13 protein-coding genes and 1 rRNA gene are annotated in these 18,028 nt (G+C 60.7%); 2 read left to right on the forward strand and 12 right to left on the reverse strand.

Annotated elements, in window-relative coordinates; translation table 11 throughout:
• Both CQR48_RS05560 and CQR48_RS05570 read right to left on the reverse strand, forming a co-directional pair.
• Positions 1-262 (reverse strand): 16S ribosomal RNA (locus tag CQR48_RS05560); the annotation flags it as partial.
• 730 nt (positions 263-992) lie between these two features.
• Complete coding sequence (locus tag CQR48_RS05570; protein WP_101452299.1) at positions 993-2,129, reverse strand: 4-hydroxybutyrate dehydrogenase; 1,137 nt, start codon at positions 2,127-2,129, stop codon at positions 993-995.
• A gap of 279 nt (positions 2,130-2,408) precedes the next feature.
• Here CQR48_RS05570 and CQR48_RS05575 point away from each other — a divergent pair, with 279 nt between their 5' ends.
• Positions 2,409-2,714: a YhbY family RNA-binding protein gene (locus tag CQR48_RS05575; protein WP_015450635.1), complete on the forward strand. Its 306-nt coding sequence runs from the start codon at positions 2,409-2,411 to the stop codon at positions 2,712-2,714.
• Between the two features lie 44 nt (positions 2,715-2,758).
• Here the strand turns inward: CQR48_RS05575 and CQR48_RS05580 are convergent, their stop codons facing one another.
• The 10 genes from CQR48_RS05580 to hisS all read right to left on the reverse strand — a co-directional run bounded on the left by CQR48_RS05580 (position 2,759) and on the right by hisS (position 16,371).
• Positions 2,759-4,300 (reverse strand): replication-associated recombination protein A, encoded by a 1,542-nt coding sequence (locus CQR48_RS05580; protein ID WP_101452300.1) that lies wholly within the window; start codon positions 4,298-4,300, stop codon positions 2,759-2,761.
• 67 nt (positions 4,301-4,367) lie between these two features.
• The gene (locus CQR48_RS05585; RefSeq protein WP_101452301.1) at positions 4,368-6,968 is read right to left on the reverse strand and encodes a DEAD/DEAH box helicase; all 2,601 of its coding nucleotides are present in this window, start codon (positions 6,966-6,968) and stop codon (positions 4,368-4,370) included.
• A gap of 384 nt (positions 6,969-7,352) precedes the next feature.
• Positions 7,353-8,390 (reverse strand): PPK2 family polyphosphate kinase, encoded by a 1,038-nt coding sequence (locus tag CQR48_RS05590; protein WP_015450639.1) that lies wholly within the window; start codon positions 8,388-8,390, stop codon positions 7,353-7,355.
• A 51-nt stretch (positions 8,391-8,441) separates the two neighbouring features.
• A complete protein-coding gene (locus tag CQR48_RS05595) occupies positions 8,442-9,020 on the reverse strand; it encodes a YbaK/EbsC family protein (RefSeq protein WP_015450640.1) in 579 nt (192 codons plus the stop codon).
• A gap of 278 nt (positions 9,021-9,298) precedes the next feature.
• Positions 9,299-10,468, reverse strand: a complete 1,170-nt coding sequence (locus CQR48_RS05600; protein ID WP_101452302.1) for an amino acid ABC transporter permease — start codon at positions 10,466-10,468, stop codon at positions 9,299-9,301.
• A 5-nt stretch (positions 10,469-10,473) separates the two neighbouring features.
• Positions 10,474-11,151, reverse strand: a complete 678-nt coding sequence (locus CQR48_RS05605) for an amino acid ABC transporter permease (protein WP_015450642.1) — start codon at positions 11,149-11,151, stop codon at positions 10,474-10,476.
• Positions 11,148-11,996 carry a glutamate ABC transporter substrate-binding protein gene (locus CQR48_RS05610; RefSeq protein WP_244898950.1) on the reverse strand — a complete coding sequence of 283 codons (849 nt, stop codon included), beginning with the start codon at positions 11,994-11,996 and terminating at the stop codon, positions 11,148-11,150. The genes CQR48_RS05605 and CQR48_RS05610 overlap by 4 nt, the downstream gene beginning before the upstream one ends.
• Positions 11,997-12,070: 74 nt before the next feature.
• Positions 12,071-12,865 (reverse strand): amino acid ABC transporter ATP-binding protein, encoded by a 795-nt coding sequence (locus tag CQR48_RS05615; RefSeq protein WP_026502168.1) that lies wholly within the window; start codon positions 12,863-12,865, stop codon positions 12,071-12,073.
• A 244-nt stretch (positions 12,866-13,109) separates the two neighbouring features.
• Complete coding sequence (gene aspS, locus CQR48_RS05620; RefSeq protein WP_101452303.1) at positions 13,110-14,909, reverse strand: aspartate--tRNA ligase; 1,800 nt, start codon at positions 14,907-14,909, stop codon at positions 13,110-13,112.
• Between the two features lie 70 nt (positions 14,910-14,979).
• Positions 14,980-16,371 (reverse strand): histidine--tRNA ligase, encoded by a 1,392-nt coding sequence (gene hisS / locus CQR48_RS05625; RefSeq protein WP_101452304.1) that lies wholly within the window; start codon positions 16,369-16,371, stop codon positions 14,980-14,982.
• Positions 16,372-16,472: 101 nt separating this feature from the next.
• Between hisS and CQR48_RS05630 the strand changes: the two genes are divergently transcribed.
• On the forward strand, positions 16,473-17,924 hold the full coding sequence (locus tag CQR48_RS05630; RefSeq protein WP_101452305.1) for a DUF349 domain-containing protein: 1,452 nt from the start codon (positions 16,473-16,475) through the stop codon (positions 17,922-17,924).
• The last annotated feature ends 104 nt before the right edge of the window (positions 17,925-18,028 follow it).

Below are 18,028 nucleotides of genomic sequence, written 5' to 3' on the forward strand. Positions count from 1 at the left end.
CTCACCCCGCCAACAAGCTGATAGGACGCGACCCCATCCCACGCCGCCAGAGCTTTCCCGGACCCCCATGCAGGAGCCCGGCACATCCGGCATTACCACCCGTTTCCAGGAGCTATTCCGGAGCATGGGGCAGGTTGGTCACGCATTACTCACCCGTTCGCCACTCTCACCCGCAAGCAAAGCCTGCAGGATCCCGTTCGACTTGCATGTGTTAAGCACGCCGCCAGCGTTCATCCTGAGCCAGAATCGAACCCTCCACAAAAAAACAATGCGGAAAGCCAAAAACAGACTCTCACAAAATAATTGACGGTCGCCTAATAAGGAAAGGCGACTCGCACGAAAACCCCGACCCCCATCAACCGCCCTCGCGGACTCCCACGCAGGACAATCAAACACCCCGCACGGAAGCGGGGACCGGACTGGCAATCATTGACTATAAAGAAGTAGTACAGACACGCTCTTGAGTTCTCAAACCACCACCACACACCCGACAAAACCAACCCCCCAAGGGAAGCCGGCCGGCGAGCGGCAGCAAGAGAACAACATACACCACCAACACCACCCACGCAAACCAACCACCCAACCACCACCCCACAAACCCTACAAAACACACGCAAACACCGGCGTGTCGAAAACACCACACACCACACACCAAAACAACACGACGCCACACACACCGCGCCACAACAAACCTCACCGCGTCACGTACGCCGACCACGTCCGTTACCTGCCCCATCCCCCAAATCGAACGTTCCACATTCTGAACAGCGTCGCGGAAACAATCAAGTGCGGCATCGCAACACCTCCCACGACGATGAATCCGGGTGCGGTGAGACGTTTCAGTCCCACTGCACCCGGATTCATCGTCGATCAGCATCAACACATGGACCCCTGCAGCGCGTCGGCATGCGACCTAACGCCAATCAGCAACGCTTTGCGACGCTTGGCCGTCGCGATACCGGCAACCGTCGTAAAGTCCAGGCGGACGCGTGTCAGTAGAGTTCGGTGAAGATCTTCAGCACGCAGTCGTAATCCAGCGGCACGAAGTTGTTGCGCATCAGCCGCTCCTGCGTGGTCATCACACGTTCGGCGAATTCGGGCAGATCCTCGCGGGTCACACCGTACTCATGCAGCGCCTTCTTCGGAAGGAGCTTGTTGATCAGCTCCTCGAGCCGGTCGTAGACCACGGCGGTATCGCAGCCGAGGATCTTTGCGAGGAAGGCGTTGAGCGTGGCGATCTCTCCATCGGATTTGATTTCCATGTAGTTGCGCAACACGCCCGTGAACATGGCGTAGTTCGATTCGCCGTGCGGCACATGGTATTTGCCTCCCAGCTGATAGCTCAACGCGTGCACGGCCGCGCATCCGGCAGTGTCGAAGGCGATGCCGGCGAAATCGGAGGCAATGAGGAAGTCGTCCATCAACTTGTTGCGCTTCGCACGACGTTCGGCCGATCCTGCCTCGCCGGCCTCGGTCACTTTCTGATATCCGCCGACAATCATTTCAATCGCCTTGTAACTGAACATTTTCGTGTATGGGGTGGCGTTCGGCGACAGAGCAGATTCGACAGAGTGCACAAGCGCATCCATCGAGCTTGTGGCGAAGACATGATCGGGCAGACCTGTGAGCAGTTCCGGAATCAGCACGGCATCATCGGCGAACATCTCCGGCCCGGCGATACCCGCCTTACAGCCCAGACGCGTGCGGTTCACCGCGGCGATTTCCGTGACTTCGCTGCCCGTACCGCAGGTGGTCGGCACGAGCACCAGACGTACCTTGCGGTGGTGGTCCGCCAGATGGTCGATGACGTCATCGATACCATCACCGCCGGCGACGGCGACAATCTTCGACATGTCCATGACGGCACCGCCGCCGACTGCGATGATGCGGGAATACTTGAACTTGGAAGCGTCGGAGATAAGCGCATCGATCATCTCATCGGTCGGTTCCTGGCTACCGTACTTGTCTACGGTGATCACACGGGCGCCGTTGGTGACGCCGGCGAAGAACGTATCATGCATCACGTCCATGGTGACCAGCAGGTCGTCAGGCCCAAGATTGAATTCCTTCGCAAATTCCGCGACCGTGGGGAACTTGTGGATCACGGGACCAACGGTGAGCTGCTTCATACAAACCTTCTTTCAACGGCCCACAACCCATTGCGGTATGCGGGAGCGATACGCGCATTATCGGACCGGACATTTCACCTGATATGTCCGGCGTGTTTCCTACATGTGACAGTGGTTCGGAATCGTTCAGATTCATGGAGAACGTTCCGTTGCCGCCATGATCATGATGTGGACATGCCACTTCGCGACGCCCGCTTCCAAGGACCGCGGCATGCGGTATGGTTGGTTCACGCGCATGCGGGGCGAACCGATGGACCCGCAATCGATACGGAGGATGTCATGGCACTGACCAAGAAACAAACCAAGCAGCTGAGGGCGATGGCCAATCAGCTCAACCCGCTGCTGTGGATCGGCAAGAACGATGTGACCGATGCCGCAATCAAGCAAGCTGATGAGACAATCGACAAGCATGAACTCATCAAATGCGCGGTCCAGGACGGCTCAGGTCTGACTGCCCGTGAGGCTGCAGACCAGCTTGCCCAACGGCTTGGGGCCGATGTCGTGCAGGTGATTGGCAACCGGTTCGTGCTGTACCGCGAATCTCGCCGGGACGATGTGAAGAAAATCGTGCTAGTGCGCGAGTAGGCGTTTCTGAGCTGTATCAATCAATCGAATATTCATCCAATCCGTTAATCTGTCTGCGGTGAAGCATCCGACGCTGTATGCGACGCCGCAGATTCGGATTGCGGTGAAACGTGATGCTTTTTCGGCGCCGCCCCGGACTCAGCTTGCGGTGTCCGACCGGATTCTGACGATCCCGGCCGGACACCGGTTCCAGCGGTTCCGGCGGCCTCTGCGGTTCCGGTAGCCCCGATGCCATGGAGAATCGGCTTGATTCGCGCCAGATTCTCCTTCACCTGACGCTCATACCCACGGTCGTTGGGGCGGTAATATTCACGACCGACCAGTTCGTCGGGCATATACTGCTGCGGCGCGACGGCTCCCGGATAATCGTGGGCGTACTTGTAGCCCTCGTGGTTGCCCCAGCTTTTCATGAGTTTCGTCGGGGCATTGCGCAAATACAGCGGAACCTGGCCGATACGCCCGGCATCGATGTCGGCGAGCGCCTCGTTGATCGCATTGTAGCTGGCGTTGGATTTCGGTGCGGTGGCCACGGCGATAGTCGCTTCGGCGAGGATGATGCGCGCTTCGGGCATGCCGATCATGGCGACCGCCTGCGCGGCGGCGACCGTGACTTGGAGGATCTGCGGCGCGGCCATACCGACTTCCTCGGCAGCCGCGATCATGATACGCCGGGCGATAAATCTCGGGTCCTCACCCGCCCTGAGCATCTGGGCGAGATAGTGGATGGCCGCATCCGGGTCAGAGCCTCGCATGGATTTGATGAACGCGGAGATGACATCGTAATGGTCGTCGCCGTGCTTGTCGTAACGCACGGTCGCCACGTCCATAACACTGCTGACAATGTCCGGGGTGATGACCGCGGGCTTGTCTGAATCCTTCGCGTGCTTGCCGCCGGTGACCGCACCTGCGGCCGCCTCGAGGATGGTCAGAGTTTTGCGCCCATCTCCCCCGCCCATGCGGATGATCTCGTCACGGGCGTCATCGTCGATGGCGACGGTGCCTTCCAACCCGCGTGGGCTGGCGATGGCACGGTCGATCAGCATGCCGAGGTCAGCGTCATCAAGCGATTCGAGTTTGACGACGACCGAACGGCTGAGCAACGGCTTGATCACCGAAAAACTTGGGTTCTCCGTAGTGGCGCCGATGAAGGTGACGTCGCGGTTCTCGACGCTGGGCAACAGGGCGTCCTGCTGGGATTTTGAGAAACGGTGGACCTCGTCGATGAACAGGACGGTCTCCTTATGCGAGGTGACAAGCCGTCCGTGGGCGCGTTCTAGGACCGCACGCACGTCTTTGACCCCTGAGGTCACCGCGGAGAGCTCTTCGAAGGCGCGCCCGGATTGTTTGGCAACGATGTAGGCGAGCGTGGTTTTGCCCACTCCCGGAGGGCCAAACAAGATGATTGAACTCGGAGCGGTCAATGAGCCCTGCGATTGCGGGTCGGCAAGCCGACGCAGCGGCGAGCCCTCCCCCAGCACATGCTGTTGGCCCACCACCTCATCGAGGGTTTCGGGACGCATACGCACGGCGAGCGGACGCAACACGTCATCAGGCGCGGCGGCCGCGGCGAACAGATCATCGGTCATGCTTCCACCCTACTCCAATTCGAACAATCGTTCGACTCTGGCGATGCACAATCGCCCCACGGTCCGATCAGTCCTCGATCTGGCCGTCGGAGCCGATCGGGCCGACATGATAGTCGACGAACACCGTCTCGCCGGTCTCCTGCGTGGCATCGAGATCGACCGTGCCACCGATCGCCCAGTCATGGTCGCCATCGGAATCATCGATAATCTGTCGGACACGCCACGTATGCTCCTTGCGTTCGTTCGCGTCATCGATGATGAAGAATTCCGGCGAGCGGGCGGCAGCGTCGATGCCGACATAGTCGTGCTCGTCATAGTAGTCTTCGAGCGCATCCTCCCATTCGTGAACGCCGTAACCCCAGTCATGGTCGAGGTCGCCGAGCGTTTCGGGGCGGTCGAGGTCCATAAGCTGGATGCGGCGGAACATGGCGTTGCGGATGAGCACAGTGAGCCCGCGACGGTCGGAAACCACGGCGTCGCGATCACCTGGAGCGGTGGTGTCAAGCGCGGATTCATCGTTCTGGCCGGCATGCTCCCACTCGTCCACGAGGCTGGAATCGACGGACCGGACGACAAGGCGAAGCCAGGAGATGACATCGCGCAGCTGGTCGTCAAGCATGTCCTGCGGAACCGTGCGTGCAAGCGAACGATAGGCGTCCGACAGGTAACGCAGCAGGGTGCCCTCACAGCGGGCGATATTGTACCGGGCGATGTACCCGTTGAAATCGGAGGCGGTTTCGACCATGTCACGCAGCACCGATTTGGGGCTGAGCATGTAGTCGCCCGCCCACGGCACCGACTGGCGGTACGTGTCGAAGGCCTGATTCAGCAGATCTTCAAGCGGCTTGGGATAGGTGATTTCCTGGAGTCGTTCCATGCGTTCGTCATAGTCGATGTCGTCGGCTTTCATCTCCTGCATCGCCTTGTCGCGGGCTTGCCGTTGCTGGGCTTTGAGCACCGGCATCGGGTCGTCGAGCGTCGCCTCGACCATCGAGATGACGTCAAGCGCATACGTGGGCGAATCCTGGTCAAGCAGGTCAAGCGCGGCAACAAGGAACGGGGACAACGGCTGGTCGAGCGCGAAATCATCAGGCATGTCGACGTCAAGCACGTAATCCGTGGTGTCGTCGTCACGCGGAACGGCCTCGATGAAATGCTCGTCAAGCATAGTGCGGAAGATGTCGTCCGCCAACTGGTGCAGATGCGCTTTCTGCTCGTCGCTCTGCGCGGAGTCGTCGATGAGCTTATCGACGCGGGCACGGGCATCGCCACCTTGGGCGACCTCGTTGAGCACCATCGAATGCGTAATCTTCAAATGCGGGACCAGAGTCTCGGGGGCCGCTTCGATGAGCTTGTCGAAGGTGTGCTCGTTCCATGTGACGAAGCCCTCCGGCGGCTTCTTGCGCTTGACTTTCTTGAGTTTCTTCGGGTCGTTGCCGGCTTTGGCCAGCTGATGCGCGTTCTCGATCTCGTACTCCGGAGCCTCGGCGACCACCAGCCCTTCGGTATCAAAGCCCATGCGGCCGGCACGACCGGCAATCTGGTGGAATTCGCGGGCGCGCAGACGACGGGTCTTGACACCGTCGAATTTCGTCAACGCGGTGAGCACCACGGAATGAATCGGCACGTTGATGCCGACGCCCAAAGTATCGGTACCACAAATCACCGGAAGCAGGCCCTGCTGGGCGAGTTGCTCGACCAATCGGCGGTATCGCGGGAGCATGCCGGCATGATGCACGCCGACACCGGTGCGCAGCAGACGTTGCAAAATCTTGCCGAACGCCGTGGTGAACTTCGTGCCCTTCATCGCCTCGGCGATGGCCTGACGCTGCTCCTTGGTGGAGACATTGCTATTGGCGAGCGCCTGCGCGGTGGTCAATGCGGCATCCTGCGAGAAATGAACGATGTAAATCGGGGTGTCGCCCTTGCCGACCAGCAGCTCGATGGTCGCCGGCAGCGGCTTGTCGGTATATTCGTAGGTCAGCGGGACCGGGCGCGGGGCGTCGGCGATGATGTCGACATCCGTGTCGGTGGCGTCTTCAAGACGGTCGGCGATCGCATCGACATTGCCGAGCGTCGCGCTCATGAGCAGGAACTGCGTGCGGGGCAGTGTAATCAGCGGGACCTGCCACGCCCAGCCGCGCTCACTATCGCCGTAATAGTGAAATTCGTCCATCGCCACGCAGCCGATGTCCGCCTGGTCGCCTTCCCTGAGCGCCTGGTTCGCAAGGATTTCCGCCGTGCAACAGATAATCGGCGCGTCGGCGTTGATATGCGTGTCACCGGTGATCATGCCGACGTTTTCCCTGCCGAACACCTCGACCAGGTCGAAGAACTTCTCGGATACCAGTGCTTTGATCGGCGCGGTGTAGTACGAACGACGCCCGGTGCACAACGCGGCGAAATGCATGCCGAGCGCGACCAGCGATTTGCCGGAGCCGGTCGGGGTGTTGAGGATCACGTGGTCGCCCGAAAGCAGGTCCATGATAGCCTCTTCCTGGTGGGGCCAAGGGGTGATGCCCTTGGTGTCCTCCACCCAGCCGAAGAAGCGATCAAAAATCGCGTCGGCGTCGAGGTTGCGTCGCTCGCCGTCGTGCGGGGCCAACACCCCGAGCGACCCGTATCCATTCGTCCCGTCGGCTTCCAGCCGTTGCTCGTCCTGCGTCATACCCCTGAGTCTAACGCGTGGCGTGCCTTGCGGGCGATGGGGAGAGCGGGATGCCGACAGTTTCCACGAACAAGAAGAAGATCACTGACCACCGTACGACCATCAGATTGCCCGATGACGGAGCACCTTCGGATTTCAATATCGGACGAGAGACACTCCAATGGGATGCGACTTCTCAAGGACACAACGGCGAGATACGGAGAGTCTCGCAGAACAGATGACAAGTACTGGGAAGCGGTGCTACCGAGTTGTCGCACAACGGGGAAATACCACGGGAATAGACGAGAGAGGCAGTGATATCAGGCCGCGGTGTGACAGGAAAGTCGCACGGCGGCGGAGTTACCCAAGCACCGAGCACCACGCGCCGAGCCACTCCCCCGGCCGTTACTCCTCGTCGAGCCGGCGGCGCATCGCATCCGCGTCGCAGTTCAGCGGCGGCCAGCTCAGGCCCATATCCCGCAGCGACGTGCGCAGCAGCTCGCTGACAACCGCCCTCGAATACCAACGGTTGTCCGCAGGGACCAGATACCACGGCGCCTCCGGGGTGCTGGTCTTCTCGAACACCTCCTGCCATGCGGCCATGTAGTCATCCCAACGGGCGCGCGCATCCAAGTCGCTCACATCGAACTTCCAGTGCTTGGTCGGATCACTCAGACGCGTAAGGAAATGCTCCTTCTGCTTGTCTTTGGTGATTACGAGGAAGATCTTGATGACCGTGCAGCCGCTGTCCACGAGCTCATGCTCGAATTCGTTGACCTGGTCGTACCGGGCGCGCCACACGTCCTCGGGGAAGGTGCCGTAGATATGCGGCATGACGATATCCTCGTAATGGGACCGGTCGAACAGCGAAATCCAGCCGGGTTTCGGCAGTTCCCGACGGACCCTCCACAGATAATCATGCGCCTGCTCTTCTTTCGTCGGGGCGCCGAAGCCGTGGTAATGGATGCCCATCGGGTCGGTCTGGCTGAACACATGCCGCACGATTCCGCCCTTGCCGGAGGCATCCATGCCTTGCAACACGATGAGCATGCGCCTCGGGGACCCTTTCGTCCCGTTCGCGTACAGCAGTTGCTGGTATCGTGCGATTTCACCGGAGCTGATGGCGATAAAACGTTCGCCCTGCGCCTTGTTGCCCGGGAAGCCAGGAGTGGAACCGCCATCGACGTCCGTCAGCTGGTCTCCCGGACGGAATCGCAACAATTGCGCCGGCGGCTCGTCCCACACTGAGCTGAGCAGCCTGGACGACGCGTCGGCACGTTCCAGACGATGCTCGATATCGTCATCATGCCGTTTTTCAAGGATTTCAATGCTGTGCTCGGCTTTGCGCAACGCCTTGCCGATCTGCTTGGGTTCGGTTTTCTTCTTGTCTTTGCTGTCGTTCTTGTTGGCGTGCCCATCCGCGTGTGGTGTCGTGTCTGTCATCGTATGCCTCCTGATACGTGCGGAAGCAGGCCTGCCGACGAGCTGCCGCGCTTATCCGCGAGGCTTGCCAAGCCCTTCGATGACACGCACACCCGGCAGGTATGCGAACAGTGCGCCGTTGACGACCAGTTTCGAGGGGCGTATACCGCTTCCAATGAACAGTGTAGGCGTTTCCAGAATGCGCGCGTCGACCAACACGGGCCATTCTGCCGGCAAACCAATCGGCGACATACCTCCGGACTCCATACCGGTGGCGGCTGTGGCGTCGGCCACAGGGGCGAATGAAACCTTGCTGACCTGCAGCGTGTGCTTGACCAGACCGTTAAGATCGGCCCGCATGTCGCCGTTGACCAGTGCCGCGGCGAATTGCGGGGGCGCCTTGCGCGTCTTATGAGTGTGGACGATGACGACATTGCCCGCCTGCGCGAGATCGAGCCCATGCCGTGGGCAGAAGATATCCGTGTCCGACTCCTCGTCGAGGTTTTCGCTGACACCGAGGATCTGGGCCGGATCGATGATGCCTTCCGAAGTGAACCGTGTCAGCGCATCCAACACAGGCTGGGCAAGCAGCTTGCTGCCATGCCAGTCGTGGAGTTCCAGATCACCGGTCGTTGTCGTGAAATCCGCCATCGAATCCTCGCTTTCGTGTCCGCGCCCCGGTTGTGGGGCGATTGTGGTTGCGAGCTTAGCGCCGGAATATGCGGGGAAACGCCCGCCGGGACTTGCATCGTATACGTGTTGGTTATGACCGGCGTTCGTGCCCGGGAACTCCGGGGTTCCATCGCATCGCGTGAGCTAGCGCAATCTGGAGGGACATGCAGACACACCGGCCCGGTTGACTGGAATCCCATGTCAACCGGGCCGGTGTTGGTGTGTCAGCACAGCCTGTGCCGGGGTCACACCCCGCGTCAGTCCGTGCTTGGCGCGGGATGCTGCCCCTTGCCATCGGGGTTTTCGCCACCAGCATGCTTTTTACGCGCCCCGGGGCCGACGGGAAGCGGGACCTCAAGATGGTGGCGTTCGGGGACATCCGGGTGCTTCTCGTCGTACCCCTGCATGTACCGAGTCTTCTGCCATTCATGGATGGACGCGTTCGACCCGCGGTGATGTTCATGATAGGTGCGAGGCGCACCGCCGCGCGGCAGTTCATCCGATTCCTTCGCCACCGCGATCTGGTTGACATTGGACGGGTCCATGATTGCAATCGGCGCAACCACTTCCGGCTCGGCGGGGGCCGCGGTATGGCGCTGCATGCGCGAGGGCAGCCATTCGGCGAGTCGGGACAGCAGCCAGCACAACACGAAGTAGATGACCGCGGCGACCACGAGCGTCTGCAGGATGTTGAAGTACATCGAGCCGAGACGACGCGATTCCTGGAGCAGATCGGTGTACATGATGATCGAGCCGAGCGCGGTATCCTTCAGCACGACCACTAGCTGGGTGACTGCCGCAGGGAGCATCGCATAGATGGCTTGCGGGACCTCGACTTGCATGAGGGACTGTGTGCGGGTCAGACCGAGGGCGAGCGCCGCCTCATGCTGCCCGTTCGGCAGGTTGCCCACGCCGGAGCGCACGAGTTCGGCGACCACGGAACCGTTGTAGAGCACCAGTCCCAAGACGACCGACCAGTAGGCAGGATTTTCCATGCCCATGAAGGCGAACAGACGCCAGAAGAAGATCATCATCATGAGCACAGGCACCGCGCGGCAGAATTCGACGATCACCGCGGAAATCCAGCGCAACGGGGCCGCCGGCAGCAGACGCCCGATACCGAAGACGATGCCGAAGAGCACGGCTCCGATCACTGCGACGAATGCAGCCTTGACGGTCATCCACAGTCCCGGCAGATAGAAGTCGGTCCACGCTTCCGCGTCGAGCGCAGGTTTCCACAGCTCCCAGGAGAGCTGATTCTCGCCTTGCGGCGGGTTGTGCAAGCGCATCAGGATGAGCACGAGCACAAGGGCAAAGACGACGATCGCCACCGCGTTGGCGATACGGATGCGCTTACGTCCGCGCGGGCCGGGCGCGTCGAACAGGACCGAAGTGTTGGTGTCGTTGTTGCTTGTTGCGTTCGCCATACCGGTCACCTCCGTACCGCGAGTTTGTTGGACAGATACGTGGTCAACGCGCCGAACGGGATGATGAGGATCACGTACCCGAAGGCGAAGGTCAGGAAGATCGGCACGATGAGATCGGCGTGGTATTCGATCATCTCGCTCATCATGGTCGAGGTTTCCGTCGCCACCGATGCCGCCGCGGCGACGGTGGAGTTCTTGAGCAGCGCGATGAAGGTGTTGCCCAACGGCGCGACTGAACCGCGGATGGCCTGCGGCAGGATGATTTGCGTGGCCGCCTGCCAGAAGTTCAGGCCTAAAGCGCGCGCGGCCTCGGCCTGGCCGACTGGCACAGTGTTGATGCCCGAACGCAGCGACTCGCACACGAATGCCGCCGTGTACAGGGACAGGCCGGTGATGGCCAGCCAGAAGAAGTTCGTGGCGAAAGTATTCGAGAAGCTGAGTTTGAGCTGCGCGTACACGCCGAGCACCATGAACACCATGATGATGGTCAACGGCATGTTCTTGAACAGCTCGACGTATCCGCTGGCGACCCGGCGCAGTGAGGAAATCGGCGAAATCCGCATCAGCAGCAAGATCACTCCGAGAATCGTGGAAAACAGCGCCGACCACAGGGTCAGCTCGATGTTCACCAGAAATGCGCCTGGGATGTCATATTGACTGAACAGCTGTGCGAATGCGTTCATTGCTTCTCCCCTTCCGTAGGTGTCGGCGGGTTGTATTTGGCGTTCGGCGTGTAGGCGACGCCCTTGGTGTTGTCGTCAATCGCGCGCTTCCAGGAGCCGTCCTGGATCATCTCGGTGATGGCGTTGTTGATTTGCGACGCGAGTTTCGTATCGCCCTTCTTGATGCCGACGCCATAACGCTCGACGGTGAATGGCTTGCCGACGACCCGCAACCTGCCACGGGACGCCGAGGCGAGACCCGCGAGAATGATGTCATCCGTGGTGACCGCGTCGACGATGCCTGACAACAGCGCGGTCGCGCATTCGGCGTACCCGGGCTGCTCCATAAGCTGCACCTTGCTGGCGAACCGCTCTTTGACCGTGACGGCAGAGGTAGAACCGGTCACCGAGCACAGGCGCTTGCCGTTGAGGTCCTGCGGGCCGTTGATACCGGTTTCGCCTTTGCGCACCAGCAGGTCCTGTCCGGCGACGAAATACGGGCCGGCGAAGGAGACCACGCGCTTGCGGTCATCGGTGATGGAATACGAAGCAAGGATCATATCGACATCGCCGTTCTGCAGCATCGCCTCGCGCTGCTTGGACGGCGCTTCCTTCCAGATGATCTGGTCCTCGGAATAGCCGAGGCTTTTAGCGATGTATTTGGCCACATCGACATCGAAACCGACATAAGTGCCGGATTTCTTGAAGCCCAGGCCTGGCTGGTCGAATTTGATGCCGATGCGAATCTTGCCTGCTTCGTCGTCCGCGCCGCAGGCACTGACGGACAGCACACAGGCGACCGTACATACTGCAGCCACGGCCGCGCGCATGATTCGCCCAGCCATACTGCTCAATCTCTTGTTCATAATGCGTTTTCCTTGGTGCCACCGGCGTCCGCTCCCATCCCCCGAGGCGGTCTCACGCCGATGAAACATGATGGTCAGTGGGTAAGGATCTTGGACAGGAAGTCCTTGGCGCGGTCGGTCTTGGGGTGTTCGAAGAACTCGTCCGGCGTGCCCGATTCGAGGATCTTGCCGTCCGCCATGAACACGACACGGTCGGCCACATTGCGCGCGAATCCCATCTCGTGGGTCACACAGATCATGGTCATGCCTTCGTGGGCGAGTTCGGTCATCACATCAAGCACCTCGTTGACCATCTCCGGGTCGAGCGCCGATGTCGGCTCATCGAACAGCATGACTTTCGGTTTCATCGCGAGAGCGCGGGCGATGGCCACACGCTGCTGCTGGCCGCCGGACAGCTGGGCCGGCATCTTCTCTGCCTGTGAATCCACGCCGACACGCGCAAGCAGATCCATGGCCAGATTCTCTGCCTCGTCCTTGGGCATATGGCGCACTTTGATCGGTGCGAGCGTCACATTCTCGAGAATCGTTTTATTGGCGAACAGGTTGAAGGATTGGAACACCATGCCGACTTCGGCGCGGAGAGCCGCGAGTTCCTTGCCTTCTTGCGGCAACGGTTTGCCGTCGATGCGGATATCGCCCGAATCGATGGTCTCGAGACGGTTGATGGTGCGGCACATCGTGGATTTGCCCGAGCCTGACGGGCCGACGACGACCAGCACCTCCCCCTTGTTGACGGCGAGATTGATGTCCTTGAGCACGTGCAAATGACCGAAATGCTTCTCGACATGGGTCAGCTCGACCAGCGGATGCGTGTCCTGTCCTTGCGGGTCGGCGATCTTCGCGGCTTGTTGTTCTTGTTGTTCAGACATGCATGCCAGTCTAACCGGTTTGAACCAACAATGGCCAACCTATCCCATCATGCGCGCACTCGCACGGAAACGGCGGTATTATGCGGCAATATGCAGATGCCCTGCCACGCAGTACATTGCGTAACAGGGCATCATGTTTCTTGGAGGTTAATTTTTCGTGTTCACGGCACCGTGCCGATCACGCCTCGGGGAACTGCAGACATTCAAAAATCCTCAGCCCCGTGGGCAATCACCCGGATGCGGTTCAGTCCTCGTCTTCTTCCGGGTCGTAGTCGACACCGGTTTCAGCGCGCTGCTCATCCGAAATCGGAGCCGGAGCGCCGGTCAGCGGGTCGCGGCCGCCACCAGCCTTCGGGAAGGCGATGACATCGCGGATGGAATCAGCTCCGGCGAGCAGGGACACAGTACGATCCCAACCGAGCGCGATACCCGCGTGCGGCGGAGCGCCGTACTTGAACGCCTCGAGCAGGAAGCCGAACTTCTCTTCGGCTTCCTCCTTGCCGATACCCAGCACGTTGAGCACGCGATCCTGGATATCCACACGGTGGATACGCACGGAACCGCCGCCCATCTCTTCACCGTTGCACACGATGTCATACGAATCGCTCATCGCATGCTCAGGATCCTTGTCGAAGTTGTCGATCCAATCGGCGCTCGGCATGGTGAACGGATGATGCATCGAGGTCCACTTGGAATGGCCGACAGCCACGTCATCGTCATCCGGGTCGTCAGTCGGCTTGAACAGCGGGAAGTCGACAACCCACGTAAAAGCGAACTCGTCCGGATGCAGCAGGCCGGCACGACGGGCAAGTTCGACACGAGCCGCACCCAGCAGCAGCTGGGAGGATTCACGGGCGCCAGCGGCGAAGAACACCGCGTCGCCGTCCTCAGCGCCTACGGCTTCCTTGAGGCCATTGCGCTCCTGCTCGGACAGGTTCTTGGCAACCGGCCCCTTCAGCTCGCCGTCTTCGGTGAACTGCACATAGGCGAGGCCCTTCGCGCCACGCTGGCGCGCCCACTCCTGCCACGCGTCGAACTGACGGCGAGGAGTCGAAGCACCGCCCTTGAACAGCACCGCGCCGACATACGGGGCCTGGAACACGCGGAACGGCGTGTCCTTGAAGTAGTCGGTCAGCTCGATGAGCTGATTGCCGAACCGCAGATCAGGCTTGTCAGAACCGTACTTGTCCATCGCGTCCTTCCACGAGATGCGCGGAAGTGGAAGCTTGATGTCATAGCCGCGGGTCTTCCAGATCGCCTGGATGACCTTCTCGGCCATCGCGATGACGTCCTCCTGGTCGACATAGCTCATTTCCATATCGAGCTGGGTGAACTCAGGCTGACGGTCCGCGCGGAAGTCCTCGTCACGGTAGCAGCGCGCCAGCTGGTAGTAGCGCTCAACACCGCCGACCATGAGCAGCTGCTTGAGCAGCTGCGGGCTTTGCGGCAGCGCATACCAGGAGCCCGGCACCAAGCGGGCAGGCACAAGGAAGTCGCGGGCGCCTTCAGGAGTGGACTTGATGAAGGTCGGGGTCTCCACCTCAGTGAAGTCCATGTCCTCAAGCGCGTGCCGCGCGGCCTTCGTCATATCGGAACGCAGCTTCAGGTTGCGCTGCATCTGCGGGCGGCGCAAATCGAGATAGCGGTACTTCAGGCGCACGTCCTCGCCCGGAAGCTTGTTCTCGGACTCGTTCTCGAGCGCGGTGGACACCTGGAACGGCAGGGCGTCGGCCTTGGCGAGCACCTTGAGATCCTCGACGACGACCTCGATCTTGCCAGTGGCCAGATGCGTGTTCTCATTGCCGTCCGGGCGCAGGCGGACCTCGCCGGTGACCTGGATGACGAATTCGCTGCGCAGCGGGCGCGCGATTTCCTCATCATAGATGACGATCTGCACGAGACCGGTGTTGTCACGCAAATCGATGAACGCCACACCGCCGTGGTCGCGACGACGATCGACCCAACCGGCGAGCGTGACCTTCTGCCCGACCAGTGCCTCGGTCACTTCCGTGGCATGATGTGTTCTGTAAGCCGTCTGGCTCATGCTTCCTCTATTCTTGTCAAGTCCTCAGAAATCGGCGGAAAACCGGGTTTTCCAAGCATTTCAGTCTTGTTTACAGGTTGACAGTTTGCCGGGCATACACAGTATCCGGCTCCCACGACTTGGCATCGGCCGGGGTCTGATCACCGGTGATGATGTTCTTGACCTCATCGCCCTTGGCTTCGCCGTCCTCGCTCGCCGCTGCCGGGAACCACACGTACGGGATGCCCAGCTTGTCGGCGTACTTGATCTGCTTGCCGAGTTTCGCGGCGGTCGGCGCGACGTCGGCCGCGATGCCGCGGGAACGCAGCTGGTTGGCGATTGCGTTGGCGGCCGGACGGTCGTCCTCATTCCACACCGCGACCATGACCGCAGCCGGGGAGATGCGTGAGGCATGTGCTCCCGCGGTGTGCAGCATGTAGGACACCAAGCGGGACAGACCGATGGACAGACCGACGCCCGGGTAGCGCTTGCTACCCTGGGAGGCAAGATTGTCGTAGCGGCCGCCCGAGCAGATGGAACCGAGCGAATCGGCACCGTCAAGGAAAGTCTCGTATACGGAACCGGTGTAATAATCCAGACCGCGGGCGATCTTGAGGTCGGCAATTACCGAGCCGGGACGGATGCGAGCTGCCTCGTCGACGATCATTGCAAGCGTATCGAGCCCCTGGCGGGCCAGTGCGTAAGCCTCGCTGTCAGTCGCGATGCCATGCTTGGCGCACAGCGCGTCGAACTTCTCGGCAAGCTCCTTGCCATCGGCTGCCGTCAACTCGGCAAGCTCCAGGCAGGCACGCGCCTGAGCCTCGTTCGCGCCACAGCCTTCGATCAACAGACGCGCGACCTCGTCGGCGCCGATCTTGTCAAGCTTGTCGATCTCGCGCAGCACGCCTTCGATGTCGGTCAGACCGAGCCCACGGTAGAAGCCTTCAGACAGCTTGCGGTTGTTCGCATGCACGGTCGCTTTCGGCAGGCCGAACTCGCGCAGCTGCTCCAACGCACTGACCATGACCAGCGGCAGCTCGACCTCGTAATGCTCAGGTAAATCGCCATTGCCGACCACGTCGATATCAGCCTGGACGAATTCACGGAAGCGGCCCTCCTGCGGACGCTCGCCACGCCAGACCTTCTGAATCTGCCAACGCTTGAACGGGAACGCCAGCGTGCCGGAATGCTCGACCACATACCGGCTCAGCGGCACCGTCAAATCGAAGTGCAGTCCAAGACGCTCCTCAATCGGCGTGTCGGATTCATGGCCGACTTCCTGAAGACGCGACAGCAGGTAGATTTCCTTGCTGGTTTCGCCTTTCTTCAGCAGACTTGCGCCAGTTTCAACGGCGCGTGTCTCAATGCCGATGAAGCCATTGAGCTCGAAAACCCTACGGAGCGTGTCGATGACACGCTGCTCCACAACACGTTCAGAGGGGAGCCACTCTGGAAATCCTGAAATTGATGCGCCTTTAGCCACGATTCCCTATAATAAGTGAAGTTGCGGAAAACATGCGGCACCGTCTCATACGACCTCATGTGACCCGCGACCCCTCACTACATGAGCTTAAGGAGCTGGCCATGGCCGACGAAAACGTCACCGAACCAAAGAACACCACCGAAAACGCGGGGCAGACGACGAAGACTGCCTCGCAACCGCAAACCGGCGCCAAGCCAACAGCGGTCCCCTCTCCTGCCAACATCAAGCATCACGCGCCGTCGCCCGCGGCGTTCGCCAAGAAGAAGCCGGCGCATCACAACGCGGCTCCCGCGGCGCACGTTGCGTATTCGGATGAGGATGTCAAGCAGGCCGAGTCCTTCGGACGTGTTGACGACAACGGCACCGTGTATGTCAAGGACGGAGACGGCGAGCGCGAAGTCGGCCAGTTCCCCGACGCCTCAAAGGAAGAGGCACTCGCCCTGTACGCCCGCCGGTTCCTCGATTTGAAGGAAAAGCTCGATGTCTTTGCCAACCGGCTGAAGTCCAACACCATCAAGCCCCACGAGATTGACGAATCGGTCAAGCTGCTGGGTGAAGAGACCAAGGAACCCGCTGTCGTGGGCAATGTCACCGAACTGCGTGCGCAATTCGAGCAGCTCAAGAAGGACGGCGAGGCGAAGAAGGAAGAACTCGCGAACCGCCGCAAGGAAGCCGTCGCCAAGGCGGTCCAAGAGCGTACGGCAATCGTGGAGAAGGCCGAAGCCGTCGCCGCCGGACTGGGCGACAACACGAACTGGCGTTCGACCGCAGACAAGTTCCGCGCGCTGTTCGACGAATGGCAGGCCCATCAGCGCAATTCTGTGCGCATCGACCGTGCCGATGCCGACGCGCTGTGGAAGCGCTTCTCCGCCGCGCGCACGACCTTCAACCAGCAGCGTCGCAAGTGGGCGCAGGCTCGCGACAACGAGCGCGCGCACTCCAAGACCGAGAAGGAAGCGATCATCGCCGAGGCGAATGAGATCAAGGATTCCACCGACTGGGCGGAAACCTCCCGCAAGTTCAACGAACTGATGGACCGTTGGAAGAAAGCCGGTCGCGCAGGCCGCAGCGATGACGACGCACTGTGGGCGAAGTTCCGTGAGGCTGCGGACACCTTCTTCAACGCTCGTCAGGCCGATCGAGACCAGATCAATTCTTCCGAGAAAGAGAATCTCGCAAAGAAGGAAGAACTGCTGAAGAAGGCCGAGGCGCTGGTGCCGGTCGCCGACGCGAAGGCCGCGAAGCAGGCTCGTCAGAAGCTCGCGGAGATCCAAGGCGAATGGGACCAAATCGGATACGTGCCGCGCGAGGACATGCGTCGCATCGAAGACCGTCTTGACGCAGTCGATCGTCAGATCAAGGCCGTTGAGGACGCTGCATGGAAGAAGAGCGATCCGGAGGCGGACGCCCGCAAGTCCAGCTTCGAGGAGCAGCTCAACGCCCAGCTCAAGGAGCTTGACGACAAGATCGCCGCGGAATCCGACCCGGCAAAGAAGGCCAAGCTGGAAGCCGAGAAGGCAACCAAGGAGCAGTGGCTGAACGCCATCAAGTAGTCGGCTGCCAACCGAACGTGCGCGAATCGCCGGAATCCTGCGAGTGTCAGGATTCCGGCGATTTGCTTATCAGCCAAGCAGTCCTGTCCTCCACCGCCCTACCC

The organism is Bifidobacterium thermophilum (assembly GCF_002846655.1).
Classification (GTDB): Bacteria; Actinomycetota; Actinomycetes; order Actinomycetales; family Bifidobacteriaceae; genus Bifidobacterium; species Bifidobacterium thermophilum.

Coding starts and splice junctions, on each gene's coding strand:
- CQR48_RS05615 (WP_026502168.1), bottom strand. CDS start 12,865: ATGTCTGAACAACAAGAACAACAAGCCGCGAAGATCGCCGACCCGCAA.
- CQR48_RS05570 (WP_101452299.1), bottom strand. CDS start 2,129: ATGAAGCAGCTCACCGTTGGTCCCGTGATCCACAAGTTCCCCACGGTC.
- CQR48_RS05575 (WP_015450635.1), top strand. CDS start 2,409: ATGGCACTGACCAAGAAACAAACCAAGCAGCTGAGGGCGATGGCCAAT.
- CQR48_RS05605 (WP_015450642.1), bottom strand. CDS start 11,151: ATGAACGCATTCGCACAGCTGTTCAGTCAATATGACATCCCAGGCGCA.
- CQR48_RS05580 (WP_101452300.1), bottom strand. CDS start 4,300: ATGACCGATGATCTGTTCGCCGCGGCCGCCGCGCCTGATGACGTGTTG.
- CQR48_RS05590 (WP_015450639.1), bottom strand. CDS start 8,390: ATGACAGACACGACACCACACGCGGATGGGCACGCCAACAAGAACGAC.
- CQR48_RS05595 (WP_015450640.1), bottom strand. CDS start 9,020: ATGGCGGATTTCACGACAACGACCGGTGATCTGGAACTCCACGACTGG.
- CQR48_RS05585 (WP_101452301.1), bottom strand. CDS start 6,968: ATGACGCAGGACGAGCAACGGCTGGAAGCCGACGGGACGAATGGATAC.
- CQR48_RS05610 (WP_244898950.1), bottom strand. CDS start 11,996: ATGAACAAGAGATTGAGCAGTATGGCTGGGCGAATCATGCGCGCGGCC.
- aspS (WP_101452303.1), bottom strand. CDS start 14,909: ATGAGCCAGACGGCTTACAGAACACATCATGCCACGGAAGTGACCGAG.
- CQR48_RS05630 (WP_101452305.1), top strand. CDS start 16,473: ATGGCCGACGAAAACGTCACCGAACCAAAGAACACCACCGAAAACGCG.
- CQR48_RS05600 (WP_101452302.1), bottom strand. CDS start 10,468: ATGGCGAACGCAACAAGCAACAACGACACCAACACTTCGGTCCTGTTC.